The sequence below is a fragment of the Mesorhizobium sp. P2_C4 genome (assembly GCF_056404575.1).
Map to the genome: position 1 here is coordinate 978,485 of NZ_JBFUDT010000002.1, position 23,616 is coordinate 1,002,100.

Annotated in this window: 18 protein-coding genes and 1 tRNA gene; 6 read left to right on the forward strand and 13 right to left on the reverse strand. The window is 62.2% G+C overall.

Annotated features, from left to right (window positions below; translation table 11 throughout):
- Window positions 1–28: 28 nt before the first annotated feature.
- Window positions 29–955 (forward strand): NADP-dependent oxidoreductase, encoded by a 927-nt coding sequence (locus AC1DX6_RS11090; RefSeq protein ID WP_477313094.1) that lies wholly within the window; start codon window positions 29–31, stop codon window positions 953–955.
- A gap of 73 nt (window positions 956–1,028) precedes the next feature.
- On the opposite strand, the gene sciP is transcribed toward AC1DX6_RS11090, so the two are convergent.
- A complete protein-coding gene (gene sciP, locus AC1DX6_RS11095) occupies window positions 1,029–1,304 on the reverse strand; it encodes a CtrA inhibitor SciP (protein ID WP_013529904.1) in 276 nt (91 codons plus the stop codon).
- Window positions 1,305–1,561: 257 nt separating this feature from the next.
- Here sciP and mnmA point away from each other — a divergent pair, with 257 nt between their 5' ends.
- Window positions 1,562–2,752 (forward strand): tRNA 2-thiouridine(34) synthase MnmA, encoded by a 1,191-nt coding sequence (mnmA, locus tag AC1DX6_RS11100; RefSeq protein ID WP_477313096.1) that lies wholly within the window; start codon window positions 1,562–1,564, stop codon window positions 2,750–2,752.
- 16 nt (window positions 2,753–2,768) lie between these two features.
- Here mnmA and AC1DX6_RS11105 read toward each other — a convergent pair whose 3' ends face one another.
- Window positions 2,769–3,734, reverse strand: coding sequence for a Gfo/Idh/MocA family protein (locus AC1DX6_RS11105; protein ID WP_477313098.1), 966 nt, complete (start codon window positions 3,732–3,734; stop codon window positions 2,769–2,771).
- A gap of 241 nt (window positions 3,735–3,975) precedes the next feature.
- Between AC1DX6_RS11105 and AC1DX6_RS11110 the strand changes: the two genes are divergently transcribed.
- Window positions 3,976–4,052 (forward strand) — tRNA-Met (locus AC1DX6_RS11110).
- Between the two features lie 392 nt (window positions 4,053–4,444).
- Here the strand turns inward: AC1DX6_RS11110 and AC1DX6_RS11115 are convergent.
- Window positions 4,445–6,241: an adenylate/guanylate cyclase domain-containing protein gene (locus AC1DX6_RS11115; protein ID WP_477313100.1), complete on the reverse strand. Its 1,797-nt coding sequence runs from the start codon at window positions 6,239–6,241 to the stop codon at window positions 4,445–4,447.
- Window positions 6,242–6,540: 299 nt separating this feature from the next.
- Window positions 6,541–7,956 (reverse strand): alpha/beta fold hydrolase, encoded by a 1,416-nt coding sequence (locus AC1DX6_RS11120; protein WP_477313102.1) that lies wholly within the window; start codon window positions 7,954–7,956, stop codon window positions 6,541–6,543.
- Window positions 7,957–8,543: 587 nt separating this feature from the next.
- On the opposite strand from AC1DX6_RS11120, the gene AC1DX6_RS11125 reads away from it, so the two are divergent.
- On the forward strand, window positions 8,544–10,370 hold the full coding sequence (locus tag AC1DX6_RS11125; protein WP_477313104.1) for a patatin-like phospholipase family protein: 1,827 nt from the start codon (window positions 8,544–8,546) through the stop codon (window positions 10,368–10,370).
- Window positions 10,371–10,462: 92 nt separating this feature from the next.
- On the opposite strand, the gene AC1DX6_RS11130 is transcribed toward AC1DX6_RS11125, so the two are convergent.
- The 3 genes from AC1DX6_RS11130 to eglC form a co-directional block, all read right to left on the reverse strand.
- Entirely contained in the window at window positions 10,463–11,773 is a 1,311-nt protein-coding gene (locus tag AC1DX6_RS11130) for an HlyD family type I secretion periplasmic adaptor subunit (protein ID WP_477313106.1), read from the reverse strand.
- Complete coding sequence (locus AC1DX6_RS11135; RefSeq protein ID WP_477313108.1) at window positions 11,773–13,527, reverse strand: type I secretion system permease/ATPase; 1,755 nt, start codon at window positions 13,525–13,527, stop codon at window positions 11,773–11,775. Before AC1DX6_RS11135 ends, AC1DX6_RS11130 begins: the two co-directional genes overlap by 1 nt.
- Before the next feature lie 99 nt (window positions 13,528–13,626).
- A complete protein-coding gene (gene eglC, locus AC1DX6_RS11140) occupies window positions 13,627–15,018 on the reverse strand; it encodes an endo-1,3-1,4-beta-glycanase EglC (protein WP_477313110.1) in 1,392 nt (463 codons plus the stop codon).
- A 522-nt stretch (window positions 15,019–15,540) separates the two neighbouring features.
- Here eglC and AC1DX6_RS11145 point away from each other — a divergent pair.
- The gene (locus AC1DX6_RS11145) at window positions 15,541–16,746 is read left to right on the forward strand and encodes an ROK family protein (RefSeq protein ID WP_477313112.1); all 1,206 of its coding nucleotides are present in this window, start codon (window positions 15,541–15,543) and stop codon (window positions 16,744–16,746) included.
- 6 nt (window positions 16,747–16,752) lie between these two features.
- Complete coding sequence (locus AC1DX6_RS11150; protein WP_477313114.1) at window positions 16,753–17,253, forward strand: peptide deformylase; 501 nt, start codon at window positions 16,753–16,755, stop codon at window positions 17,251–17,253.
- A gap of 74 nt (window positions 17,254–17,327) precedes the next feature.
- Here AC1DX6_RS11150 and AC1DX6_RS11155 read toward each other — a convergent pair whose 3' ends face one another.
- Genes AC1DX6_RS11155 through AC1DX6_RS11180 form a run of 6 tightly spaced genes read right to left on the reverse strand, consistent with a single transcriptional unit; the run spans window position 17,328 to window position 23,493 of the window.
- Window positions 17,328–19,337 (reverse strand): beta-N-acetylhexosaminidase, encoded by a 2,010-nt coding sequence (locus AC1DX6_RS11155; protein ID WP_477313116.1) that lies wholly within the window; start codon window positions 19,335–19,337, stop codon window positions 17,328–17,330.
- 28 nt (window positions 19,338–19,365) lie between these two features.
- Window positions 19,366–19,842, reverse strand: a complete 477-nt coding sequence (locus AC1DX6_RS11160; protein ID WP_477313118.1) for a GNAT family N-acetyltransferase — start codon at window positions 19,840–19,842, stop codon at window positions 19,366–19,368.
- A 21-nt stretch (window positions 19,843–19,863) separates the two neighbouring features.
- The gene (locus AC1DX6_RS11165; RefSeq protein WP_477313120.1) at window positions 19,864–20,802 is read right to left on the reverse strand and encodes an ABC transporter ATP-binding protein; all 939 of its coding nucleotides are present in this window, start codon (window positions 20,800–20,802) and stop codon (window positions 19,864–19,866) included.
- Window positions 20,799–21,614 carry an ABC transporter ATP-binding protein gene (locus tag AC1DX6_RS11170; RefSeq protein WP_477313122.1) on the reverse strand — a complete coding sequence of 272 codons (816 nt, stop codon included), beginning with the start codon at window positions 21,612–21,614 and terminating at the stop codon, window positions 20,799–20,801. The genes AC1DX6_RS11165 and AC1DX6_RS11170 overlap by 4 nt, the downstream gene beginning before the upstream one ends.
- Window positions 21,611–22,513: an ABC transporter permease gene (locus tag AC1DX6_RS11175; protein ID WP_477313124.1), complete on the reverse strand. Its 903-nt coding sequence runs from the start codon at window positions 22,511–22,513 to the stop codon at window positions 21,611–21,613. The genes AC1DX6_RS11170 and AC1DX6_RS11175 overlap by 4 nt, the downstream gene beginning before the upstream one ends.
- Window positions 22,510–23,493 (reverse strand): ABC transporter permease, encoded by a 984-nt coding sequence (locus tag AC1DX6_RS11180; protein WP_477313126.1) that lies wholly within the window; start codon window positions 23,491–23,493, stop codon window positions 22,510–22,512. The genes AC1DX6_RS11175 and AC1DX6_RS11180 overlap by 4 nt, the downstream gene beginning before the upstream one ends.
- Window positions 23,494–23,616: the final 123 nt, after the last annotated feature.

Genomic DNA, 23,616 nt, shown 5'->3' on the forward strand with positions numbered 1-23,616 from the left:
AGTGGCATCAACAGAGCAGGAGACTCCCATGCGTGCCGTTATCCAGAATTCCGTCGGCGGACCCGACGTCCTTGTCATCGCCGACCGGCCCAACCCGACCCCAAAACACGGCGAAGTGCTTGTCCGCGTCAGGGGCGCCGGCATCAATCCGGTCGATGGTGCCGTACGCGGCGGCTATTACCCGCTGCTCGGCGAGCCGCCCTTCATCCTCGGCTGGGATATTTCGGGAACCGTCGAGGCGCTCGGCGCCGACGTGACGGGCCTCAAGGTCGGCGACGCCGTGTTCGGCATGCCGCATTTTCCCAGACAGGCAGCGGCCTATGCTGAACTCGCCGTCACGCCCGCCGATGAAATTGCGCTGAAGCCCGCAGGTATCGACCACATCCATGCCGCCGCATTGCCACTGGCCGGGCTGACAGCCTGGCAAGGCCTTGTCCGCCATGGCGGGTTGAAGCAGGGCCAGCGCGTGCTGATCCATGCCGCCGCCGGTGGCGTCGGACACCTGGCGGTACAGATCGCCAAGGCGCGCGGGGCTTACGTCATCGCCACCGCCAGCCCGGAAAAGCTCGATTTCGTCCGCTCACTCGGCGCCGACGAGGTGATCGACTACACCGAGGGCGATTTCACCGATAGCGCCCGCGACATTGATTTGGTCCTGGAGCCAATCGGCGGCGACCATGCGCAGCGCTCCCTGAAAGTGCTCAAGGCCGGTGGCGTGCTGGTCTCGCTGCTCAATGTCAGCGACGCCACCAGGGCAGAGGCTAGCGCGCGCAATATCCGCGTCGAGCGAATGTCCGTCGTGCCCGATCGTGAGGGCCTTGTGGAGCTCGGCAAACTGATCGATGCGAAAAAGCTTGCCATTCACGTGGCCAGGAGCTTTCCGCTTGAAGAGGCCGGCGACGCCCATGCTTTTCTTGCCACCAGACCGATCGGCAAGGTGGTGCTGGCGGTCTAAGGCAAACGCAGTCGTCGTGGCAAAACAAAAAGGGCGCGGATTGCCGCGCCCTTTTCTTATCTTCAAGCCGGCCTTAATGCCGGTATTGCTGGATGCGCGTGGTGCGCAGCCCGGCAAGGCCATATTCGTCGATCGACGCCTGCCAGGACAGGAATTCCTCGGTGGTAAGCTTGTAGCGCTGGCATGCCTCATCGAGGCTCAAAAGCCCGCCACGAACAGCCGCCACTACCTCCGCCTTGCGCCGAATAACCCAGCGCCGAGTGTTCGTCGGCGGCAGATCGGCAATCGTAAGGGGGCTGCCGTCAGGCCCGATAACATATTTGACTCGCGGTCTAACCAGATCGGTCATCGTACTCTCTACAAAAAACTCAAAGACCCAATCCCCACCACATTACCGCCACAGCTTTAAAAATTGCCTAAGCAGACCCTAATGACTAGGTAAGGATCATGAACGCCGCGTTAGTCTTTTCATCGGCATTTGAAACACTCGCCGGCAAGCGCGGAATTTGATCGCAAAATCGGCGCTGCCGCAAAGCTGGCGCGCCCGGAGAGCTTGACCTATATTCGCGCCATTGGCATGCAAGCGCCGTGCAGAACGAAAGAACCATGAACAGCCTCGATCTTCCCGCAAGCCCGCAAAACACCCGCATCGTCGTCGCCATGTCGGGCGGTGTCGATTCATCGGTCGTCGCCGGCCTGCTCAAGCGCGAAGGTTACGATGTCGTCGGCGTCACGCTGCAGCTCTATGATCATGGCGCGGCAACGCACCGGGCCGGTTCGTGCTGCGCCGGCCAGGACATCGACGATGCCCGCCGTGTCTCAGAGACGCTGGGCATCCCGCACTATGTGCTCGACTACGAAGAGCGCTTCCGCAAGGCGGTCATCGACCCCTTCGCCGAGAGCTATGTCGCCGGCGAAACGCCGATCCCTTGCGTTTCCTGCAACCAGACGGTCAAGTTCGCCGACCTCCTGGCCACCGCCAAGGAGCTTGGCGCCGATGCGCTGGCCACAGGCCACTACATCCGCTCCGGCGCCAACGGCGCCCATCGCGCGCTGTATCGGCCGGTCGACGCCGATCGCGACCAAAGCTATTTCCTCTTTGCCACCACCCAGGCGCAGATCGACTATCTGCGCTTTCCGCTCGGCGGCCTGTCGAAGCCACAGGTTCGCGCCATTGCCGAAGAGATGGGGCTCACCGTCGCCGCCAAGCAGGACAGCCAGGACATCTGCTTCGTGCCGCAGGGCAAATATTCCGACATCATCGCCAAGCTGAAGCCGTCCGCCGCCAATCCGGGCGACATCGTCCACATCGACGGCCGTGTGCTTGGCCGCCATGAGGGCATTTTGCGCTACACGATCGGCCAGCGGCGCGGCATCGGCATCGCGTCGGGCGAGCCGCTCTATGTCGTCCATCTCGACGCCGACCGCGCCCGCGTCATCGTTGGTCCGCGCGAAGCGCTGGAGACGCACAAGATCTATCTGCGCAACATGAACTGGCTGGGCGACATTTCGCTGTCGGACATTCCGGCAGCCGGGTTGGAGCTGTTCGCCAAGGTTCGTTCGACGCGCCCGCCACGCCCGGCCGTACTGCATCACCGTGCCGGCAGCACCTTTGTCGAGCTGGCCGATGGCGAGTCCGGCATCGCGCCCGGCCAGGCCTGCGTGCTCTATTCCGACGACGGCAACGAGGCCCGCGTCTTTGGCGGCGGCTTCATCGAGCGCTCCGAGCGCGGCGCCGAGGCCGAGGCGATGCTGACACGGCTGGCCGCCCGCCCGGCGCAGATCCCCGCCGAGTAAACGGCAACCATTTTCTTCAGGAATTGGACTTGGTGTGGGTGACGGTGCCCGCGGTCAGGATGCGCAGCACCCTGATGGCTTCCTCACCGCTGGTGCGCGGTTCGGCCCGCGTCTCGATGCACTGGATGAAATGCTCCAGCTCGCGCGTCAGCGGCATGCCTTGCCCAACCGCCACATAGGACGGCTCGTTGGCGGTGAACGCCCACTGGCCGCTGTCCTGCCATACGGCGTGGCGGTAGACGGCGAGCTTGCGCTCCCACGGCTCGACATCGTCGAACACCGCCATCGCCTTGGTGCCGACCACGGTCAACCGCCGCTCGCGGTAGGGATTGAGCCGCGAGGCGAAGAGGTGGCTGCGCAGGCCATTGGGAAAGCGCATGTGCAGATGGGCGAAGTCGCTGAGATTGTCGAGCAGCGCAGCACCCTCGCCGCGCACCTCGATCGGCTCCGTGCCGGTGATGGCCAGGATCATCGACAGATCGTGCGGCGCCAGATCCCACAGTGCATCGTTCTCGGTGTGGAACTTGCCGAGCCCGAGCCGGTGCGAGTGGATGTATCGTACCTCGCCGAGCTCGCCATTGTCGATCAGCGCCTTCAGCGTCTCGAAGGCGGGATGAAAGCGCAGCACATGGCCGACCATGAAGACGCGGCCATTGTCTTTGGCCGCTTGCACCGCGCGCTCGGCATCGGTCACCGTCAGCGCGATCGGCTTTTCCACCAGCACGTCCTTGCCGCCCTCGACGGCGCGCACCGCCATGTCGGCATGGAACTGCGGCGGCAGCGCCATGATGATGGCGTCGATATCGTCGCGGACAAACAACTGCTCGGGCTCGATCGCCAGGCAATCCTGCTCGCTGGCAAAACCTTCCGCACGGGCGCTGTTGAGGTCGGAGACCGCATGCAGCGCGCCAAGCGCCTTGAGGGTGCGGATGTGGTTGCTGCCCCAGTATCCGCAACCGAGGACTGCGATGCGCGGTTTCATTTGTTTCAAACTCTAGAATTTCCAGGCCGAGACATAGCGACGTGCCCCGCCGAACTCAACCCCGGTGGCCCAGCTCAAATGTCTGCCCGGCAAAGCTTTTCGGCGACACGCGAATATGCCGCCATGCCGGTCGCCTGGAAGCTTGACAGGCTTGCCCTCCCAACCTTATATCCGCGCGACCTTGGCGAACGCCTCGACATGCCTTTCGATTTGAGGCGGATTTCGGGCCTTTCGCCGCCCTGGCGGGGTAGCTCAGTTGGTTAGAGCACGGGAATCATAATCCTGGGGTCGGGGGTTCAAGTCCCTCTCCCGCTACCACCTTCAAAGTCCAAACGATTCTCCGGTTGCCTCATGGCTCCCCGCAAGCCCAGAGTTTGCGGGCTGTGCGGCCGAGAGCTGGGGGGAGCGGAAACAACGTTCCCGCCCAAATTGTTCTCCGAATGCCCGTCGTTCTCCGAAGCTGGGGAGTAGCTCTAAAATCCCAGGTTTTGACAACAGCAATATCAATGCCTTAGCGCCGGCCTTGCTGGGGGCGGTTTTGCGGTTCGCTCGCCTGTCAAGAAAGACCACAACCATACCATCGCTAGGCCCGGCTTGCGCCATGAGCGGACGCTTGGCGGCGATGCACCGAACGTCTTGATCGGGGCCGGGAGCAGTAGGTCCGCTTGTGGTGCAGGGAAGAACGATAGCCGACGTCGATGCAGAAGAGCCTAGCCCTTTGCCGTGGCGTCATTCTCAGCAGGATCTAAATTCGGCCGCTCAATCCCTTGCGTCTCAACATTGTAGACGCGAACGTGCCCTTCGAGGCCTTTGAACTGGCGAGTACCGAGGTCTACGAACGGCGTGTTGCCAGGCAAATGGCGCGCCACGGAATAATCGATAAGGATTTGTCGATCTTCAGCGGACGAACACAGCCTCGATGCCAAGTTCACGACATTGCCAATTGCCGTGTAGTCAGCGCGGGCCTCATAGCCAATTCGACCCACCGTTGCCCACCCCATAGCGAGCCCCATGCCGAAGCCAATCTCATAACCACGCTGCCGCCACCCAGATATGAGCTCTTGTGTGGAATCCTGCATGTCGACAGCCATTTTTACGGCATGAAGCGCCGGCTCTTCACATGGAACCGGGGCGTTGATGAGAATCATCAATCCATCCGCCGAAAAACTGGTCAGCGTTGCTTCATACTTGGTGATGATCGCGCCGAGCGCCTCATAGTACTCACGCAGGACCTGCATGATGTCCTCAGGCTCAGCGTGCGCTGAAAATGCAGTAAAGCCACGCAAGTCGCTAAAAACAGCGACTACTTCTGCGCGCTGTCCAGCGAGCATTCGCTCGTCACCGGCCTTTTCTACGAGTTCCGCAACCTGTGGTGCAAGGAAGCGCTTCAACCGCGTCAATCGCTCCGCGCGGTCGCGCGATGTGGCAAGTTCCTGCGCCATTTGGTTGAACCGAGCAGCCAACCGCTCAAGTTCGTCTCCAGTGGAGATGTTGATCCGGTGATCGAACTGTCCAGCACCGATCTTGAGAGCGCCTTCCTCCAACAGGAGGATAGGGCCGCTCATCCGTCTGGCAAGCCAATATGCGAGTACCGCCGCAAGGGCCGTGGCGAGGAACAACAACCCGCCGGTCCGCCACAATGAAGCGTATAGGGGTGCAAAAGCCTCTGCCTGCGACTGCTCGACAAATACCGTCCAGCCGGCTGCGGTAACCGGCGCGACAGCGGTCACAACGCGTTCATTATCGGGATTGCGGCTTGCAATCGCATTGCCGCCCGCGGCGGCGATCGCATCCCGCAATCCGCGCAGGGCCAACACTGCTTTCTCGTCGGCTCCCTGCATCACTTTGCTGACCGCTGGGTGAGCGATGAGGCGGCCGGTCTGGTCGACGACAAATCCCCGGCCGCTGCGGCCCACGCGGATTTCGGAAACGATGAGCCAAATAGGCTTCAGACTGATTTCGGCGATGACCGAGTTGACGACGACTGTACCGTCGTAATTGGCAATCGCCATGGTTACGAATGGTAGGGAACCCTGGCGATAAGTGACTGGGCCGTACCAGACCTTCGCCGTCCTGGCTCCCACGACAGCGGGATCGCCTGAGCGATCCGCCCCGCCTTCCGTCCTGTTTGAGCCAGTGCGAGAGATGTGCAGCCGCTCCGCGCCAGTACCGTCGACAAAACTGATGCTGAGAATTGCCGGGACCTGGTGCATCGCTCGTACGGCAAGGAGCCGAAGCTGGTTCACGCTGGACATGGCCGACATCGTGGAGCCGAGCGGAACCTTGATGCTGTCAAGAAAGCTCTCAATCTTGTCGGCCGCCGATGTTGCCTCGGACCGCAGCAAGGCACTGAGGATCGCACGCTGGTCGACATAGCTGAACCACGTGTTGCTGATGCCACTGGCAGCCATTGGAAAAATGGCCGCCGCGAACAAGACTAGAAAATACTTCTGAAATAGCGATCGACGCATGGAACCGGCTTTGAGATTGGAGAAAGGTCTCCACATGATGCGACCCGACCATAAGTCGCGACAGCTCAGTCCCAGAAAGGTAACTTAAATTCTTGCGTCTTGGTATGGGCTGAGCCGTTCCCACTCATGGTCGAGTCTCGTGACTTCCCCCTGATCGGGGAGAGTCGCAACCACGACCCTCAGCCTAATGGTGTCCGCTTCAGGGCAACGACGAACTTTGCCTGTTAGGCCGAAATGCGGCGCATTGCTGCCATTGCATGGTCGCGAATGAAGGTCTCCAACGGGTCAAAGCTTGCCGTGCACTGGCAGTTCCAAAGTGGATCACCGGTCGTAAGCTACGCGACCGGATTGTGCATCGCCAGGAAGACAGCCGTTTCCTCGAAAAACTGGTCGTAGGCTGACGTGCCTTCAATGAGCACGTGGTTATTTCCCGGCAGTTCGACGAACATCGCCCCCGGAATGAGTTTTGCCATCAGGCGGCCCTCCTCGATCGGCACGACGCGATCGCCCACGCAATGCAGCACGAGCGTTGGCACACGGACCCTCTTTGCCAGCTCTGTCACCTCAACTGTGCTGTTCATTTGCCAAAGTCGCATCGCCGCCTCGGGACTCGTGGCAATGCGCTGTAGTTCGTCAAAGCCCGCCATAATCTCATGTGGGGCGTCGGGGATGAACGTCGAAGTGAAGAAATGCCTGAAAACAGGATTCGGCGAGCCCCAGCCGTCGCGGATCATCATCGCCCCGGCTTCATATAGCTTCCTTTGGTCGAGACCCGGTCGCTTTAGCCGACCTCGGACAAAACCACCCAGCAGGACGAGACATGTCACTTGCGTCGGATGCTCCACAGCATAGCGCACGGAAAAGGCGCAGGCTTGCGAGATGCCGAGAAGCGCGAACCGATCCACCTGTGCAGCGGTCGCGACTGTGGACATGTCACCGGCCATTGCATCTTCCGATATAGTCTCAACCTCCCAGTCCGAGAGGCCGTTTCCGCGTTGATCGAACCGCACGAGATGGCAAAACTTGGCGAGCTTCGCGAGCATCGGACGCCAAATTGGACTGTGCCATTCATACTCAAGATGGTTCAGCCAGTTCGGACCCTTCAGCACCGGCGCTCCCTGGCCAATGCTTGCCCAAGCCAGTTGCACACCGTCCGACGCCGTCGCGAACTGCACCCTCTGATGCAGCGCCGCCTCGACAGGTCGATTCGTCTGCAGCGCCGCGTCGGGTGTCCACTGCCAGACACGGATGGGTCGGGAGATGTTCTTTACCCGCTGGTTGCCCATGTCACGGAAGGGGACCTGGATCCGGTCCTCGACTGCCTGATGCACAATGTCCGAGACGCACACGCCACCCGGCTTGGCGAGCCCCTCTAGCCGCGAGGCCACGTTGACGCCATCGCCGAAAATGTCGTCATCTTCAACGATTATGTCGCCGAGATTGACCCCAATGCGGAACTCGATGCGCCGGTCCTCTGGCACGTCCACATTGCGCTCGCGCATTTGCCGCTGGATATCAGCAGCGCACGCAACCGCTTCCACCACGCTCGGGAACTCGACCAGAATGCCGTCGCCCGTGAGCTTGACGATCCTGCCCTGATGCTCTGCTATCTTGCCATCGACCAGTTCGCGCCGATGCGCCTTGAAAGCCGAAAGTGTTCCGCCCTCGTCGAGACCCATGAGCCTGGAGTAGCCAACCACATCGGCAGCGAGGATGGCAGCCAAACGACGCTGCATAGGTCCCTCGGTCATGCTCGGTATGACCCCTCACTTCGGGTGGTAGCTCTGTCTGGAGCTGAATTCGCTTCACCATAGCAAGCAAACAGAGCGCGGTCTTGGTTCACGGTCGGTACATCGCGACCAAAGCCTCCCTCGCGCCGGTAGTGTCTTAGTTTGAATTCCGGCTCATGACGACCCATACTCGACGCTCCCGCTCGTGGACTCGGCCGGCGGTCGCCCGTACAATCCTTGTCCTGTTGCTCTTGAAGGCAATGCACTACATGCCTGAAGGACGCGTCCAACGCCGCCTCGCGGCCATCTTTGCCGCTGACGTGGCGGGTTACACTCGGCTCATTGGCAGGGATGAGGTCGGCACGCTTGCAGCGACGGCGCGCCTTCGAGATGGCCTGGCGAATCCCACCAGTTGCCGGATCGAGCGCCTCGCAGACGCCACAGTGAACCAATGCTTCGCATAAGGTCGGCACATCGGAATTTTGATCCATAGACGGGCTCCAGCCGGCAACGTTGCGGTTCGGCTCGGATCGCGCCTTGCGATGCTGCAAACACGAGCGGTACAGGATACAACTACCGGAGCGAATGCGTTCCTCGGATGGCTCAAAATGTCCTCCGCCGATTCTCTCGCCGCGAGATTATTGTCGGCGACCTTGATGTTCGATCGTGCGTCGTTGCTGGCGCTCGAGGCTTTGGCTGCCGAATCCGACCGTCGGGTCCTGAGGCGCGGTGAGGTCCTGGTTCGCGAAGGCGATCCATCGGACAGGTTCTTCGTCGTGCTGTCCGGTCGCTTTACGGTACACAAAGGAGATCGGATTGGCTCGGTCGCCGAGATCGCACAGGGCGAACTAGTCGGCGAAATTGGTTTCTTTGCAGGGCTGCCCCGTACGGCCACTGTCCTTGCAGCGCGCGATTCGATCGTCCTTGAAATCAGTCGTAATCATTTCGAGAAGGCGGCCGAGGCTCTGCCGAACCTGAGAGAGGCGGTCACAATATCTCTGGCGCGCCGGTTCGCCACGCAATCTCCGATTTTGTCACGTCTCCAGCCTGCCAAGATTCGAACGCTTGCCATCATTGCAGCCGGCGGAAGCCGTATCTCACCGGTTTTCATCGGGCACCTACAGCAAGAGTTCGGCGCGGTCGCGCGCGCTCAGTTCGTTTCCCGGCTTGACGTCCAGGCGAAGTTCGCAGGTCGTCCGATCGACGACCAGCCGGTCCTTAACTGGTTGAACGAACTGGAGGCGCAAGCTGAATTCGTTGTCTACGTCGCCGATGAAGAACCTAATGAATGGACACGAGTCTGCATTCGCCAGGCCGATACCGTCCTGCTGCTAGCGAACGCGTCCTCCTCGCCTCGCTTGAACACGTCCGAGGAATTGGCGCTATCGGTCCATCCACCATCGACCGGTCGGCTAGTCCTAATTCACGACAATCGCTCGGCTGCGGTCTCCGGCACCTCTGCGTGGCTCGATGAGCGCCCCCATGTCGGCCAGCATCATCATGTTGCGCTGGAGGACGCGTCTGATATCCAGCGCCTGGTCCGATTTATTTCCTGCAAGGCACGTGGCTTCGTGGCGGCGGGGGGTGGGTCCCTGGGCAGCGCCCATCTGGGCGTCTACAAGGCCTTCGTCGAGGCGGGCGGGCGCTTCGACTATCTCGGCGGGACGAGTTCCGGAGCGGCGATGATGGCCGGCTTCGCCAGAGGGTTGGACGCGGAGCAGATCGACCGCGGCACGCACAACGTATTTGTCAAGAGTCGGGCGTTTCGGCGCCCCACCTTGCCGCGTTTCGCGCTTCTAGACCACAAAGCCTTCGATCGAGCCCTTCGGGAGGAATACGGCGACGTTCTGATCGAAGATCTTTGGCTTCCGTTCTTTGCGCTTTCGAGCAATCTGAGCAGCCGTCAGCCCCATGTCCACCGTCGTGGAAAACTCTGGCACGCCGTTCGGGCATCCGGCTCGCTCCCGGGTGTTCTGCCGCCGTTCTTTACCGCAGACGGCGATATGCTGGTGGACGGCGCCATCATGAACAATTTGCCGCTGGAACAGATGAGGGAACTCAAGACCGGCCCCAATGTCATCGTGAGCTTTGGGTCCAGTGGACCGCAAAAATACCACATCGACTATGACCGCATCCCCGGAAGATTGGAACTGGCGGTCGCCCTGCTGAACCCTTTCGGCCGTGCCCGCCTGCCGCAGGTTCCGAGCATGCTTCAGGTTATTGCCGCGAGCATACTGGCACACGGGCCGCAGGACATTGCCGTCGGCGACGAAGATGTCTTGGTTTGTCCGCAGGTTTCGAGCACCTTCATGGATTGGAGTCGGCATTCCGAGTTGTTTTCGGACGCCTACGACCGCACGGCGCATTGGATCGAGGAACGTCTCCGCCAGAACGACTCAGGGCTCCGGGCGGTGCTCGGTAACGCACATACCTAGCGCATCACAGTCCCACTATGCTCAAGCGGTTCACGGAGGGTATCGGCTGACCTCTGTACCCCTCGCGCTAGGCATTCGGAAGCAGCACACGTTTACTCCTCCCGGAACGCCCTCTGGATCTGATCCGCCAGGGGTTTCACGAGATAGGAAAGCATTGTGCGACTGCTGGTCGAAAAGAACACCTCGACCGGCATTCCAGGCGTCAGGGACAATCCTTTGAGCCTGGCGAGTTCCTCGCGCGGTAAAACGACGTGCACGGTATAGAAGCTGACACCACTTCGCTCATCGATGCTGAGATCGGCGGAAATCTTGCTGACGGTTCCGTTGAGTTCCGGCGTCGTTCGCTGGTTGAAAGCCGACAGCCGCAAAGTTGCGCCCTGCCCTAGCCTCAGTTGATCGATGTCCTGGGGAGCCACGCGTGCCTCGACGGTCAGTTCGTCTGCCACCGGCACAATGAGCATGATCAGCTCTCCCGGAGAGACAACACCGCCGACCGTGTGCACGGCAAGCTGAAGAACCACCCCGGTTTGCGGGCTGCGTATGTCGATTCGCTTGAGCTGGTCCTCGGCCGACACCTTGCGTTCGACCAGCTCGGAGATCTTTGCCTGGACATCGCGCAGCTCGGTCGCGACCTCGCTGCGCAGATCCTGGTCGACCTGGATGATCTGCAGGCGGATTTCTGACGTGTGGCCCTTCGACTGCGCGATCGACGCGGTCAGCTGCCCGTGCTCGCCTTCCAGCCGCACGGCATCGCGTTCGAGAGCGGTTATACGTTCGATCGAGACCAGCTTGCTTTGCCAAAGTTTGCGCATGCCCTCGAGCTCGATTTCGATCAGCTTGATTTCCTGGCTTTTGGCGTCTCTTTGCTCGGTCAGTCCGGAGACCTCCTCGACAAGCTGAGCGATACGCTCCGCCAGCTGAGCCTTCTGGCCAGCGCGCGCCTGCCTGCGAAACTCGAACAGGGATCGCTCGCCGGCCATCGCGCGGCTGGTCTCGGGTTCCGCTTGCCGCGACATGAGTGACGCTGGAAAGGCGATGACGTCGGCGCCGTCGCGCTCGGCTTCAAGGCGCGCCAGGCGGGCATCGAATTCATCGAGGCTCTTGGTGACAATGGCCAGATTGGCGCGGGTGATCGTTTCATCGAGACGGATCAGGACTTGCCCCGCCTGCACGGCATCGCCTTCCCGGACCAAGATTTGACCGACCACGCCGCCCGTTGGATGCTGCACCTTCTTCACGCTTGAATCGACGACCAATCGTCCCGAGGCGATGACGGCTCCGGAAAGCTCTGTGACCGCCGCAAGGCTTCCCGCGCCGCCAACAAGCAGGACGCAGGCGGCGACACCGGCCATGAGATAGCGCCGAATGGTCCGGTCAATCGCGGATGCAGCGCGTTCCGCCATCAGGATGTAGCCTCTTCGGGGGCGGAGACGACCTTCAGCGGGACGCCTGCCGGGCGGGCAACCTTGTTCAACACCTCATTCTTGGGACCAAAGGCCTGGACGCGGCCGCCGGCCATGACGAGCACCTGATCCAGGCTTGCCAGCGCGCTTGGTCGATGCGCCACAACGACGGCGATGCCACCTCTTTCACGCACGCCCTGGATTGCCGCCGTCAGCGCGGCTTCGCCTTCGGAATCGAGATTGGAGTTGGGCTCATCCAGAATGACCAGGAACGGATCGCCATAGAGAGCCCTGGCCAGCGCCACCCTTTGCCTCTGTCCGGCCGAGAGTGCCGACCCGGCCTCGCCGATCCGCGTCTCGTAACCTTCCGCCAGATGGACGACAAGATCGTGCACACCCGCGGCGCGCGCCGCCGCCAATATCCTGTCCGAGGGCGCCTGGGGTTCGAAGCGCGATATGTTTTCGGCAATGGTGCCGTCGAACAGCTGGACGTCCTGCGGCAGGTAGCCGACATGCTTGCCAAGCTCTTCGGGCGACCACTGGTCGAGCGTCGCGCCGTCCAGCCTGACGGTTCCGCGCACCGGCAGCCAGATACCGGCGATCGCGCGGACAAGCGAGGATTTTCCCGAAGCGCTCGGCCCGATGATGCCGAGGCCAGCACCCTTCTCCAGCGCGAAGCCGGCATCCTGGACAACCATGCGGCGCTCGCCCGGCGGCGTGACGCTGATGCCTTCGACCGAAAGCGCCGATATCGGCGCCGGCAGCGAGACACTTGTTGCAGTTTCGGGAAGCAGCGCCAAAAGCTGCGTCAGCCGAGTCCAAGCCTGGCGGGCAGTGACAAAACCCTTCCAGTGGGCGATGGCCAGTTCGATAGGAGCGAGCGCCCGGCCCATCATGATCGAACTGGCGATCATGATACCGCCCGTCGCCTCCTGATGAATGACGAGATAGGCGCCGATCGCCAGCACACCCGACTGCAGCATCATCCGCAGGATCTTCGAGATCGTTCCGAGCGTACCCGCCAGATCGCTCGCTTTCGCATTCGTGTCGAGATAGTCGGCGTTGATACCCGACCAGCGCTCGGCGATGCGCGAGCCAAAGCCCATGGCCTGCAGAACCTCGACGTTGCGCCGGGTAGCCTCGGCAAGCGTGTTGCGCGCCGCGGCCTGGCTGTTTGCTCTTTTTGCCGGCTCTCGTGTGCGCATTTCGGCAAGCAATGTCAGGCCAAAGAGAATGACGGCGCCGGCGAGCGCCGCCATGCCAATCCAGAAATGGAACAGGAAGCAAATACCCAGATACAGCGGCATCCACGGCAGATCGAAAAGCGCGGTCGGACCAGCGCTCGACAGAAACGAGCGCACCTGGTCGAGATCCCGCAACGACTGCAGGCCATCGCCAGCGAGCTTGGTGCGCAATGGCAGGCGCATCAGCGCGGCATAGACTTGCCCGCTCAGCTGCGCGTCGAGCGCCATGCCGATGCGCACCAGCAGCCGTGACCGGATGAGCTCGAGAACGCCCTGGAAGATGAAAAGCGTGGCGGCAAACACCGCAAGGCCGACAAGCGTCGGCACGCTGCGGCCGGGTATGACGCGATCATAGACCTGCAGCATGAAGAACGAGCCGGTCAGCGCCAGGATGTTGACGACGCCGCTCATCAGAGCGATTCCGGCGAACGCGCGTCGAAACGAAGCCAAAACCGCCGCCAGGGTTGTTCGCGGCGGCTCGGATGGATGGAGTTGCGTCGTCGCCTTCACATCAGTTCCAGTTCAGTCTCAGGCGGCAGTGCAACAACGGAAATTGCCGAGGCTTGATGACGAACGCGTCCGTGCCGACCTCACCGTCAGGTGTTGCGCTTAGATAAACCAATCGCCCAGCGCATAAGCATGAACATAGTCGATGTGCATTTCCGCGGGCGTCGCGAGCCCGTCGGCTGGCGCTCCCGCGATGCCGCCAACCGCCAGGTCGACCAGCATATACATCGGCTCGTGCATGTCGGCAGGCGTTGCGGCGCGGGCGACTTCGACGTCGTCGAAATACCAGACCAGTTCGTCTTGCGTCCACAGCACCCCGTATGTGTGGAAGCCTGCGGTATCCGAGACAAAGGGCGTCGCGCCCACGGTTGTGTGCGTTCCCGTCTCGTTCGTGTGGCCAGTCAGGAGGAGCTTGTTCGGGTCCTGGCCGGTCATCTCGATTGCATCCAGTTCCGGCGGCCAGGAACCGTCCGCCGGCAGCAGCCAGAAGGCCGGCCACACGCCTTGTTTTTCCGGCATGTCGGCACGGATTTCGAAATAGCCATAGGTCTGCGCGAAGGTGTCGTGGGTCGTCAGCAAGCCTGAAGTATACTTGTAGTCGTTGATCAAGGGTTGGATCGCGTCCGCAGCCGGGGCGGCGGTTATCGTGAGAACGCCGTTCGCAACGCTAAACGGGTGGACGGAACTGGTCGGCGCGTAATTGGCATCGACATACCATTGAAGCTCGCCATTGTCGGTGAGCGAACTGCCGTTCGCGCCGCCCCACCAGAAGTTCGTATCCCAGGTGCCGCTCGAGCCATTCCTCAGGCTCAGCGCGTTGAACTCGTCGGAGAAGGTGAGTTGCAGATGCGACCTGTCCAGCGCCAGATCGAACTGGCCTTCAGTGAACTGGCCGACCGTCTTGTTGGCGAAGACCAGAAACTCGGTGCTGGAAAGATTGAGCCGCACATTCGCGCCCGACTGGACCATATTGGCCTGCACCTGCTCGAAGGAGGTGAAGCCGTAGCTGCCGACGCGCACGGTGTCGTCGGCGCCAAAGTCCAGGATCAGGTCGCTGCCGTTGCCCCGGGTAACGACGAAGATATCCGCCCCGGATCCACCTTTCAGAACGTCATCGCCCTGCAAGCCGTCGAGCGTCTGCTGGCCGGCGCCGCCGGCAATGATGTTGTCTAGCGCGTTTCCAAAAGCATAGTGTTTGTCGCCGGTGACGGTCAGGTTCTCGAAATTCGCCGGCAGCCTGTAGCTCATCCAGGTCGAGATGGTGTCGACACCCTCATTGGCCAGCTCAACCGGCTTGTTCTTCGTGGAATACAGATAGTAAATGTCGTCGCCCTTGCCGCCATACATCGTGACGCTGACGCTGGCGTCGCCGTAGATGGTGTCGTTGTATATGCTGCCATAGAGTGACGGGCCGGAATTCGTCGCCGAGTACCACTTTGTTGAGGACCCGCTATAGGGGAGTGGAACGCCTTTGGCGTTCAGGACGGTGGCCATTCTGGTCTCCTCGTCTCGCTCGATGCCGGCCCTAGCATCTACGGTAGGGACGAGAAGCCAAACCTCTTATTTGGTCGTCGACTTGGGTTCGACTTGTGAGAGTTACCAAGAACTTAACACGCAGGCGGTCCGAGCCGCCTCATTGCCTCGAATGCATAAGGATTGGGCAGCCAGCACTTTTTTGGTCACGAGTCGTCGCAATTTTGGGGGCAAGGTTTGACGCTACCGTCTGTGCAGAGAAACGCGCGTTGCGCCATCAAAAGGCAGTCCGCCGAGCAACATGGCAGCGCTGCTCAACGGCAGCAACGAAGCCGGCATTGACAGTCCGGTGGGTGTGGGGAGAGGCGGTATCGCGCTCCCGCTACCGTCCTCGATCCGCTATCGCACGTAAGACGGCGGATTCGCCATTTGCGGGCCCCGGCGGGCCGCCCAGCCGAAATCAAACGCTTGACATTAATTAAATCAAGATGATTGATTTATTTTCAGGATCATAATTCCGAAAGACTCGTCTAGCTGGTCATCATGATAGTCAAGAAAGCCATCGCCGGCACCAATCTCGAACAGGCCAAGTCGCACAACCGCCGTGTGGTGATCGAAGCGATCAGAACCAACGGCGCATTGTCGCGTGCGGCCATCGCGCGACTTACGGCGCTGAGTTCCCAGACCATTTCCAACATCGTCGAGGAGCTCGAAAATGAAGAGCTGCTGCGCCCCGAAGCGACGCAGAAGGGTGCGCGCGGCCAGCCGGCGGTCCCCTATTCGATCAATCCCGACGGTGGCTATTCGATCGGCCTGCAACTCGACCATCAGCTGGCGGTGGGTGTCATCACCGATCTCTCCGGTACGGTTCGGGCCCGTTTCGAGCGGCCGGTCGACCGGCCGACGCCGGCGCAGGCGATGCCATTGCTGGCGGCGATCGCCGATGATTTGATGCGGACGTTTCGTTTCGACCGCAGCCGCCTGCTTGGCATCGGCATGGCGATGCCCGGCCCGTTCGATGTCGAGGGCATGACCTCGGTCGGGCCGACGGCACTGCCCGGCTGGCAGGATTTCCCCGTCGCCGAAGAGCTTGAGCGGCTGACCGGCATTCCGGTGACGGTCGAGAACGACGCCACCGCCGCTGCCATCGGCGAGCGGCTTTACGGCGTTGCCCGCAACCTCAGCAGCTTCGTCTATTTGTTCATCGGCACCGGGCTCGGTGCCGGCCTGTTTCTTGACAGCCATCTCTACAAGGGCACCCGCCACAACGCCGGCGAGATCGGCCATATGATCGTCAATCCTGGCGGCCTCGAATGCGGCTGCGGCAAGCGCGGCTGTCTTGAACGCTATGTCTCCTTGCGCGCCGCCTATGAATGTTTGGAGATCCCCGATCCCGATCACGCCTCGCCGGAACTGCTCGAGGCTTTGCTGGCAAGTGGCGACAGCCGCATGGAAGCATGGATCGAACAAGCCACTGCGCCGCTGCGCCAGGCGATCAATGTGCTCGAACTGGCGCTCGATCCTGAAACCGTCGTCCTCGGCGGCTTCATGCCGCTGGCGGTGATCGAGCTTCTGGCGAGCCGGCTCGATCCCTTGTATCTCTCGGTCAGCTCGACCAGCACCCGCACTGTACCAAGGGTGCTGGTTGGAGCCGCCGGCAAGGACACCTCGGTTCTGGGCGCTGCCGCGCTGCCGATATTTTCGGAGACCAACCCGCAATTCGACGTGCTGCAGAAACCGTTCGGCTAGACGCCTATGGCGGTTCGATCGATCGTAAGATTTCCCAATCCGCTCCTACGCGCTGTCGCGGAGCCAATCCAGCTGTTCGACAACGACTTGTCGAGCCTGGCGGGCGATCTCATCGACACTATGCGCGCGGCACCCGGAATCGGCATCACTGGCCCGCATATTGGCATTTTGAAACGCTTGGTCGTGATCCAGCTGCCTTCTGCCGCAAAGCCGGGAATCTATGTCAATCCATCTGTCATCCAGGCCTCGCCCGAAATGATCCGCCATGCGGAAGGCAGCGTTTCGATGCCCGGCGTCACGGAAGACGTCGAGCGGCACGCAAGAATACGTGTTCGCTATCAGGATCTGGACGGGGACGAGCGGTTCGAGGATGCCGATGGTCTGCTGGCGGTCTGCCACCAACATGAGATCGATCAACTCGACGGTATCTTCTGGATGCACAGGCTGTCGCGCTTGAAGCGCGACCGCCTGACCAAACGATACGACAAACTGATGCGGTCGTCCTGAGCGGAGGTCCGGCTATCTCTTTGTTTTGACGCAATTCCGGACGGAAAACCGTCAACACTTTTCCTGGAATTGCTCTAGGACAACCCGTAGAGCACCGGCATCAGCCCGGCGAGCGCGCTGAACCGTTCCCACGACTTTCGCTCCGGCACCGTCCAGCCGGTCTCGGCAAGGGCCGAGAGCCTGGGGAACACCAGTCGGTCGAAGACGGCACGGTCGGTCATCGGTTCCGACCAGATGCAGCACTGCACGCCGAGGAAATGCTTCTTCTGCGCCGCGCTCCACCCTTCCACCGGATCGAAGCCGTAAAGCTTTTCGGGCGATGACCAGCCGGCCCAGGCAGCGCCAGGCTCCGACCATTCCTGGCTGTTGGCCATGTCGAGGTAGTAGACCTGTCCGGGATTGACGACGATGTCGTAACCTTCGCCGGCCAGTGCCGCCGAAACCTCGACGTTGCGCCAGCCATTGAGGTAGCACTTCGTCTTGTCGATGACGTTGCCATGCGCGGCTTCTTCCCAGCCGCCGGTGATGCAGCCGCGGGAAGCAAGGAATGTTTGTATCCTTTTGAGGAACTGGGCTTGCAGCATGGCAGCCCCCGAGCCGTCGATCTCGTCGGCGCCATGCGTGTTGGTCACCACGCCGAGGCGCTTGGCATGCGATTGTGCCAGCGCCTCGCCGCCGAGTTCGGCGAGCCGCCGCAAGGCTTCCGGCGAGCCCGACCATGCACCGATCGGCACCTCGTCGGCGCCGACATGGATCGCCCTGAACGGGAACAGCTCGATCATCTCGTCGAAGATCGTCTCAAGCACGCGGTAGGTTTCCTCGCGTGCCGGGTTGAGGCAGTTGTTGGGAAATCCCTGCACGGAAAAATACTGGCCGTGTTCGCCGGGATCGCGCAGCTCGCGCAATGCCTCGAGCATGGCATAGCAGTGGCCGGGCACGTCGATCTCCGGCACCACTTCGATGCCGAACCGGCCGGCAAGCGCAACGATCTCGCGGATCACGGCCTTGGTGTAATGGCCGCCGGTCTTTCCCGGGCCTGAGCCAAGCAGCGACGGGATGGGCAGGCCGTGGCCGCGCCAGGCGCCGATGCTGGTCAGCTGCGGATAGGCTGATATCTCGACCCGCCAGGCTTCGTCGTCGGACAGATGCCAATGGAAGCGGTTGAGCTTGTTCCAGGCAAAAATGGCGAGGAATTGCTCGATCTCGGCCGAGGCGTAGAATTGGCGCGCCGTATCGAGGTGGCAGCCACGCCAGCCGAGCGACGGGTCGTCGTGGATTTCTCCCCGCGCCGGGAAGACAAAGGTTGCGGGATGTTTTCTGGCACCGCGCAGGATCTGGCCGAGCGTGATCAGCCCGTAGAGAAGCCCCGTGCGCGTGGACGCCGAAATCGTTGCCGCGTCGGCCGCAAAGTCGATTGTATAGGCCTCCCGTGCGAACCCGTCCTTGCGAGACAGATTGACGGGAAAGCCGCCTTCCGCAGCAGGGCGCACAAGGCCTTCGACAGAGAACAGCCTGGCGCTGAGCTCGGCGAAAGCGGCCGCCGCGGCCTTGGCCTCTTCGCCTTCTGGCCTCGGGTCGATGCCGGCTGGCGTGGGCAGCGCGCCTGACACTTCGACCTGGCGCGGCCAGGGGATGACCGAGATGGGAACTGGCGCGACAGTCGGCACCGGATAGGGCTCGGCGCCGCGCTTCAGCGGCGCGTTGTCGCCCTTGGCCTTCGTCGGTTCGACGGCGATGCGCTGGACGCTGCCATCAGCCAGCACGAGATAGGCGCCGGTGGCGCCATCCGTCCAGTGGCGCAGCGGGTAGCTCAGGCCGCGCGCCGTCAAGGTCCAGGCAGCACCGGGTTCAAGCACGAAGCCGGCGGGTGGCGCAAACTCGGCATGGTTCGACACGCGATTGACCAGTATGGCGCCTTCCACCGCGGCTGCGGGGTCGATCCGCGCCGGACCGCTGATACAGAGGCGGAAATCCTGCAGGGGCTGCTTTGAGGCGTTGGTGAGTTTCAGCGAATAGGCCAATGCCTGGCCGTCCGATGCGGGCGTCCAAAAACTTTCCAGCCGCAGGGCAAGTGTCTCGGTCATGGCAATCTCATGTGTAAGCGTGAAAAGATCAGTCGGCCGACTTCAAGAGGCCGGCATAGATGCCGGGTTCCGAATTGGGGATTTGCGTCGCGCCGACGGTGCGTTCGTAGAATTCGGACGGGCCGACATCGCCGATGATGGCGTAGGCGTAGCCCATGGTCTTGAGATCGAGCAGCGACGCCAGCAGCAGTGCATGGCCAATACCCTGGCCGCGCACAGCCTCGTCGACACCTGTGGGGCCGAAAAAGCCGCGGGCGATCGATTCATGGCAGGCAAAGCCGACCAGTTTTTGCCCCTTGGTGGCCAGGAAACAGGTCGGCGGCTGGCGCATCATCGAAACGGCCGTCTCGCCCGCCCAGCCGGCACTGAACTTGCGCCGGACCCAGTCGGTGACCAACTCATATTCCGGCGCCAGCGCCCGGCGGATGGTGACAGCGGCGCTGCGGACGCGCGCGTCGAGTTCCGGATCGGGGGCAAGCAGCGAGAGATTGACGAGATAGTCCATGAAAACCTTCCGGCGTGAATGTCAGGAAACCGCACCGAGCGCGCGGACGAAATGGTTCGGCCCGACCTGGTCGACCAGCGTCGAGGTTGGCCGGCTCAAGCGGCGCACCTCCTCGGCGTGGCCGAGAAAGCGGGCGCTGTCGCCAGCGATGAACGGCCGTTCCGGGTCCGGCACGGCTGAAAGCAGCAGCTGCGTATAGGGATGGCGGGCATCGCCGATCACGGCACGCGTATCGCCCCACTCGACCATCTGTCCGGCAAACATCACGATCACCTCTTCGGCGACATGGGCCGCGGTGGCGATGTCGTGGGTGATGTAGAGCAGCGCCAGCTGCCGCTCGCGCTTGATGCGCGCCAGGAGATCGAGGATGCCGAGACGGATCGAGACATCGAGCATCGAGGTCGGCTCATCGGCGACCAGAACCTCCGGCTGAACGGCAAGCGCGCGCGCGATGTTGACGCGCTGGCGCTGGCCGCCCGAAAGCTCGTGCGGAAACTTGTGCGCCGTCAGCGCCGGCTCCAGCCCGACCCATTCAAGCAGATCGGCAACGCCGCGCACTTGCTCGGCCTTGCTTTTGGCGTGGCCATGCAGCGCCAGCGGCCGGGCGAGATGATGCTGCACCGAAAACACCGGATTGAGCGAGGCGAATGGATCCTGGAACACCATCTGCACGGCGCGGCGATAGGCCTTTTCACCGGCGGCTGAGCCGGTTCGCGTCACGTCGCGGCCGCGGAAGAACATGTCGCCACCGGTCGGGGCGTCCATGCGCGCAATGATGCGGGCACAGGTGGTCTTGCCGCAGCCGGACTCGCCAACCAATGCCAGCGCATGGCCGCCCCGCAGCGACAGCGAGATGCCGCGCAACGCCTGCACCAGACCAAAGCTGCGCTCGATGCCGTCCAGCCTGATGATCGGCTCGGCCTCGATCGTGGCAATGGGGGTCGTCGGCAACGCGTTCATACGGCCGCTTCCTTTGCCAAGGGGTGGCCTGGCAGTTGTGGGATCGCGCCCCAGAGTTTTCGCGTGTAGTCGTGCGCCGGGGCGCGGCTGACCTGCCGGACGTCACCGATCTCGACCAGTTCACCCTTCAGCATCACCCCGATGCGGTGGCAGAGCTGCGCCATCAGGTGCAGATCGTGGGTGATGAACAGCACCGAGAACCCGTACCCGCGCTGCAGGTCGATGACCTGTTCGAGAATCTCGCGCTGGACGACCACGTCGAGCGCCGTCGTCGGCTCGTCCATGATGATCAACTCCGGCTTCAGCGCCAGGCAGATAGCGATGACGATGCGCTGACGCATGCCGCCTGAGAACTGATGCGGATAGTCACTGAGCCGGCTGGCCGGAATGCCGACCAGCTTGAACATCTCTTCCGCCCGCGCCCGCGATTTTTCCCGCGATGAACCGGTATGCCGGCGCAGCACATCGTGGAACTGCGCCTCGACCCGCATCAGCGGATTGAGCGAATTCATCGCGCTCTGGAACACCATGCCTATTCGCCGCCAGCGCACCTCTTGCAGCCGGCTTTCAGGCAGTTTCAAAAGGTCCTCGCCGTCGAGCAGGATTTCGCCGCCCGCCACCCAGGCCGGCGCCTTGGCCAGCCGTGTGATGGCATAGGCGATCGTGCTTTTGCCGCAGCCGGATTCACCGGCCAGCCCGAACAGTTCGCCGCGGCCGATGTCGAAGGATACGTTCTTGACCGCGCGAAAGGCGCCCTTGTCGAGCAGATAGTCGACGCTGAGGTCGCGGATTTGCAGCAACGCCTCGCTCACCGTGCCGCCTCCAGCTCGCGCTTGCGCAGACGGTTGAGGCGCAGCCACCGGCTGAGTGCGGGACCGGAGCGCAGCTGCGGGTTGGCAATCTCGTCGAAGGTGAAATTCAGCAACGCCAGGCCAAGCCCGACCAGCGCGATGCCGGCGGCCGGCGCGCCGATGTCCCACCAGGCACCAACGATGATGGCGGACGAATTCTGCGCATTGTAGAGCATCGTCCCCCAGGTGACGTTGAGTGGATCGCCGAAGCCGAGATATTCGAGCGTCGTCTGCGCTACGATGGCGTAGATGATCGAGCCGACGATGTTGATGCCGATCAGCGGCACCAGATTGGGCAGGATCTCGACGAAAATGATCCGCCACGACGGCTCGCCGACCATGCGCGCGGCGGTCACGAACTCGCGGTTTCGGAGTGCCAGCGTCTGCGAGCGCGTCATGCGCGCGCCCCACGGCCATGAGGTCAGCGCGATGATCATCATGATGGCGACAGGTCCGACCGTGCCGGCGAAGGAGGCGAGCAGGATAAGCAGCGGAATGTTGGGGATCACCAGCACCGCATTGGTGATCAGATCGAGCGTGGCGTCGGTGCGGCCGCCGAAGTAACCGGCGACAAGCCCGATGATGGTGCCGAGCGCGGTGATGAACAGGCCGGTGGCAAAGCCGACTGCCAGCGACGGGCGCGCGCCCCAGACGAATTGCGCATAGACGTCGCGGCCCATCTTCGTCGTGCCGAAATAATGCTCGACGGTCGGCGGCTGATGCGAGCGGCCGACGCGCTCACCCGGATCGGTCGGCGCGAGGATCGGCGCCAGCAGCGCCATCAGGCAGAGCGCCGTGACAATGATCAGGCCGGCGACGGCCTTCTTCTGCCGCCACAAAAGTCGCCAACCGAAATTCATGCCCGCTCCTCCCGAATGCGTGGGTCGACGACGCCGTAAAGAAGATCGACCAGAAGATTGGCGCCGAGCGTCGCCATCGTCATCAAAAGCAGCTGGCCCTGGATGACCGGATAGTCGCGCGCGACGCTGGCGGTAAACAACGTCAGCCCGAGGCCGGGATAGTTGAAGACGATTTCGGTCACGATCGAGCCGCCGAATACGGCGCCCAGCATCAGCGCGAGATTGGTCAGTACCGGCAGCATGGCGTTTCGCAACGCGTAGGAAAACATCACCATCGTCTCGCCGAGCCCCTTGGCGCGGCCCATGGTGACATAGTCCTCGCCAAGCACCGATATCATCGAAGAGCGCGTCGTCGTCTGGAACTCGCCGATCAGATAGGGCGACAGCGTCAGCACCGGCATGATCGCGTGCCAGAAGACGCTGCCGAAAAAGGTGAAGTTCAGCCCCGGATCGAGGTCGGGATTGTAGGCATAGCCGACCGGGAACCAGCGCAGCGTCACGCCGAAGGTGAACAAGGTCGCCAGTCCGATGATGACCGGAGGGATCGCAATCAGCACGACAGAAAACGGCGAGACGAACGCATCGAAGCGTCCGCCCCGCCGCCAGGCTGCCACTGCGCCGAGGGAGACTCCAACGCAGAGGGAAAAGATGATCGCCGTGGTGACAAGGAAGGCGGTCCAGCCGGCGGAGCGTGCCAGAACCTGGGTGACCGTCTGCGGGTAGTATTTCACCGACACGCCGAGATCGAACCTGGCGAGACCGGTGATGTAATCGACGAACTGCCCCAGGATAGGCTGTTCGACGGCGCCGAAGCGGGCCTTGATCGCTTCGATCGCCGCCGGTGTCGCGCGTGGCCCCAGCTGCGCGATCATGCCGTCGACCGGGCTTCCCGGCATCAGCCGGGGCACCGTGAAATTCATGACGATAGCGAACAGGAATGCGACGAAGTAGACCCCAAGTCGTCGAAGAGGAATCCGCATTCACCTGTCCTTGCGCTCGATTTGCCTTCTCCTCCTGAGGGAGAAGGTAACGGATGGAAGCGGACGTCGGCTGCTTCGTCAGCACCGTCGTCCGACCTGGCGACGCCTGCCCTGCTGCTGCCA

What these genes read in the sequence shown, in the direction of transcription:
- AC1DX6_RS11090 (WP_477313094.1), top strand. Translation starts at nt 29, where the DNA reads ATGCGTGCCGTTATCCAGAATTCCGTCGGCGGACCCGACGTCCTTGTC.
- sciP (WP_013529904.1), bottom strand. Translation starts at nt 1,304, where the DNA reads ATGACCGATCTGGTTAGACCGCGAGTCAAATATGTTATCGGGCCTGAC.
- mnmA (WP_477313096.1), top strand. Translation starts at nt 1,562, where the DNA reads ATGAACAGCCTCGATCTTCCCGCAAGCCCGCAAAACACCCGCATCGTC.
- AC1DX6_RS11105 (WP_477313098.1), bottom strand. Translation starts at nt 3,734, where the DNA reads ATGAAACCGCGCATCGCAGTCCTCGGTTGCGGATACTGGGGCAGCAAC.
- AC1DX6_RS11115 (WP_477313100.1), bottom strand. Translation starts at nt 6,241, where the DNA reads ATGTGGAGACCTTTCTCCAATCTCAAAGCCGGTTCCATGCGTCGATCG.
- AC1DX6_RS11120 (WP_477313102.1), bottom strand. Translation starts at nt 7,956, where the DNA reads ATGACCGAGGGACCTATGCAGCGTCGTTTGGCTGCCATCCTCGCTGCC.
- AC1DX6_RS11125 (WP_477313104.1), top strand. Translation starts at nt 8,544, where the DNA reads ATGTCCTCCGCCGATTCTCTCGCCGCGAGATTATTGTCGGCGACCTTG.
- AC1DX6_RS11130 (WP_477313106.1), bottom strand. Translation starts at nt 11,773, where the DNA reads ATGGCGGAACGCGCTGCATCCGCGATTGACCGGACCATTCGGCGCTAT.
- eglC (WP_477313110.1), bottom strand. Translation starts at nt 15,018, where the DNA reads ATGGCCACCGTCCTGAACGCCAAAGGCGTTCCACTCCCCTATAGCGGG.
- AC1DX6_RS11145 (WP_477313112.1), top strand. Translation starts at nt 15,541, where the DNA reads ATGATAGTCAAGAAAGCCATCGCCGGCACCAATCTCGAACAGGCCAAG.
- AC1DX6_RS11150 (WP_477313114.1), top strand. Translation starts at nt 16,753, where the DNA reads ATGGCGGTTCGATCGATCGTAAGATTTCCCAATCCGCTCCTACGCGCT.
- AC1DX6_RS11155 (WP_477313116.1), bottom strand. Translation starts at nt 19,337, where the DNA reads ATGACCGAGACACTTGCCCTGCGGCTGGAAAGTTTTTGGACGCCCGCA.
- AC1DX6_RS11160 (WP_477313118.1), bottom strand. Translation starts at nt 19,842, where the DNA reads ATGGACTATCTCGTCAATCTCTCGCTGCTTGCCCCCGATCCGGAACTC.
- AC1DX6_RS11165 (WP_477313120.1), bottom strand. Translation starts at nt 20,802, where the DNA reads ATGAACGCGTTGCCGACGACCCCCATTGCCACGATCGAGGCCGAGCCG.
- AC1DX6_RS11175 (WP_477313124.1), bottom strand. Translation starts at nt 22,513, where the DNA reads ATGAATTTCGGTTGGCGACTTTTGTGGCGGCAGAAGAAGGCCGTCGCC.
- AC1DX6_RS11180 (WP_477313126.1), bottom strand. Translation starts at nt 23,493, where the DNA reads ATGCGGATTCCTCTTCGACGACTTGGGGTCTACTTCGTCGCATTCCTG.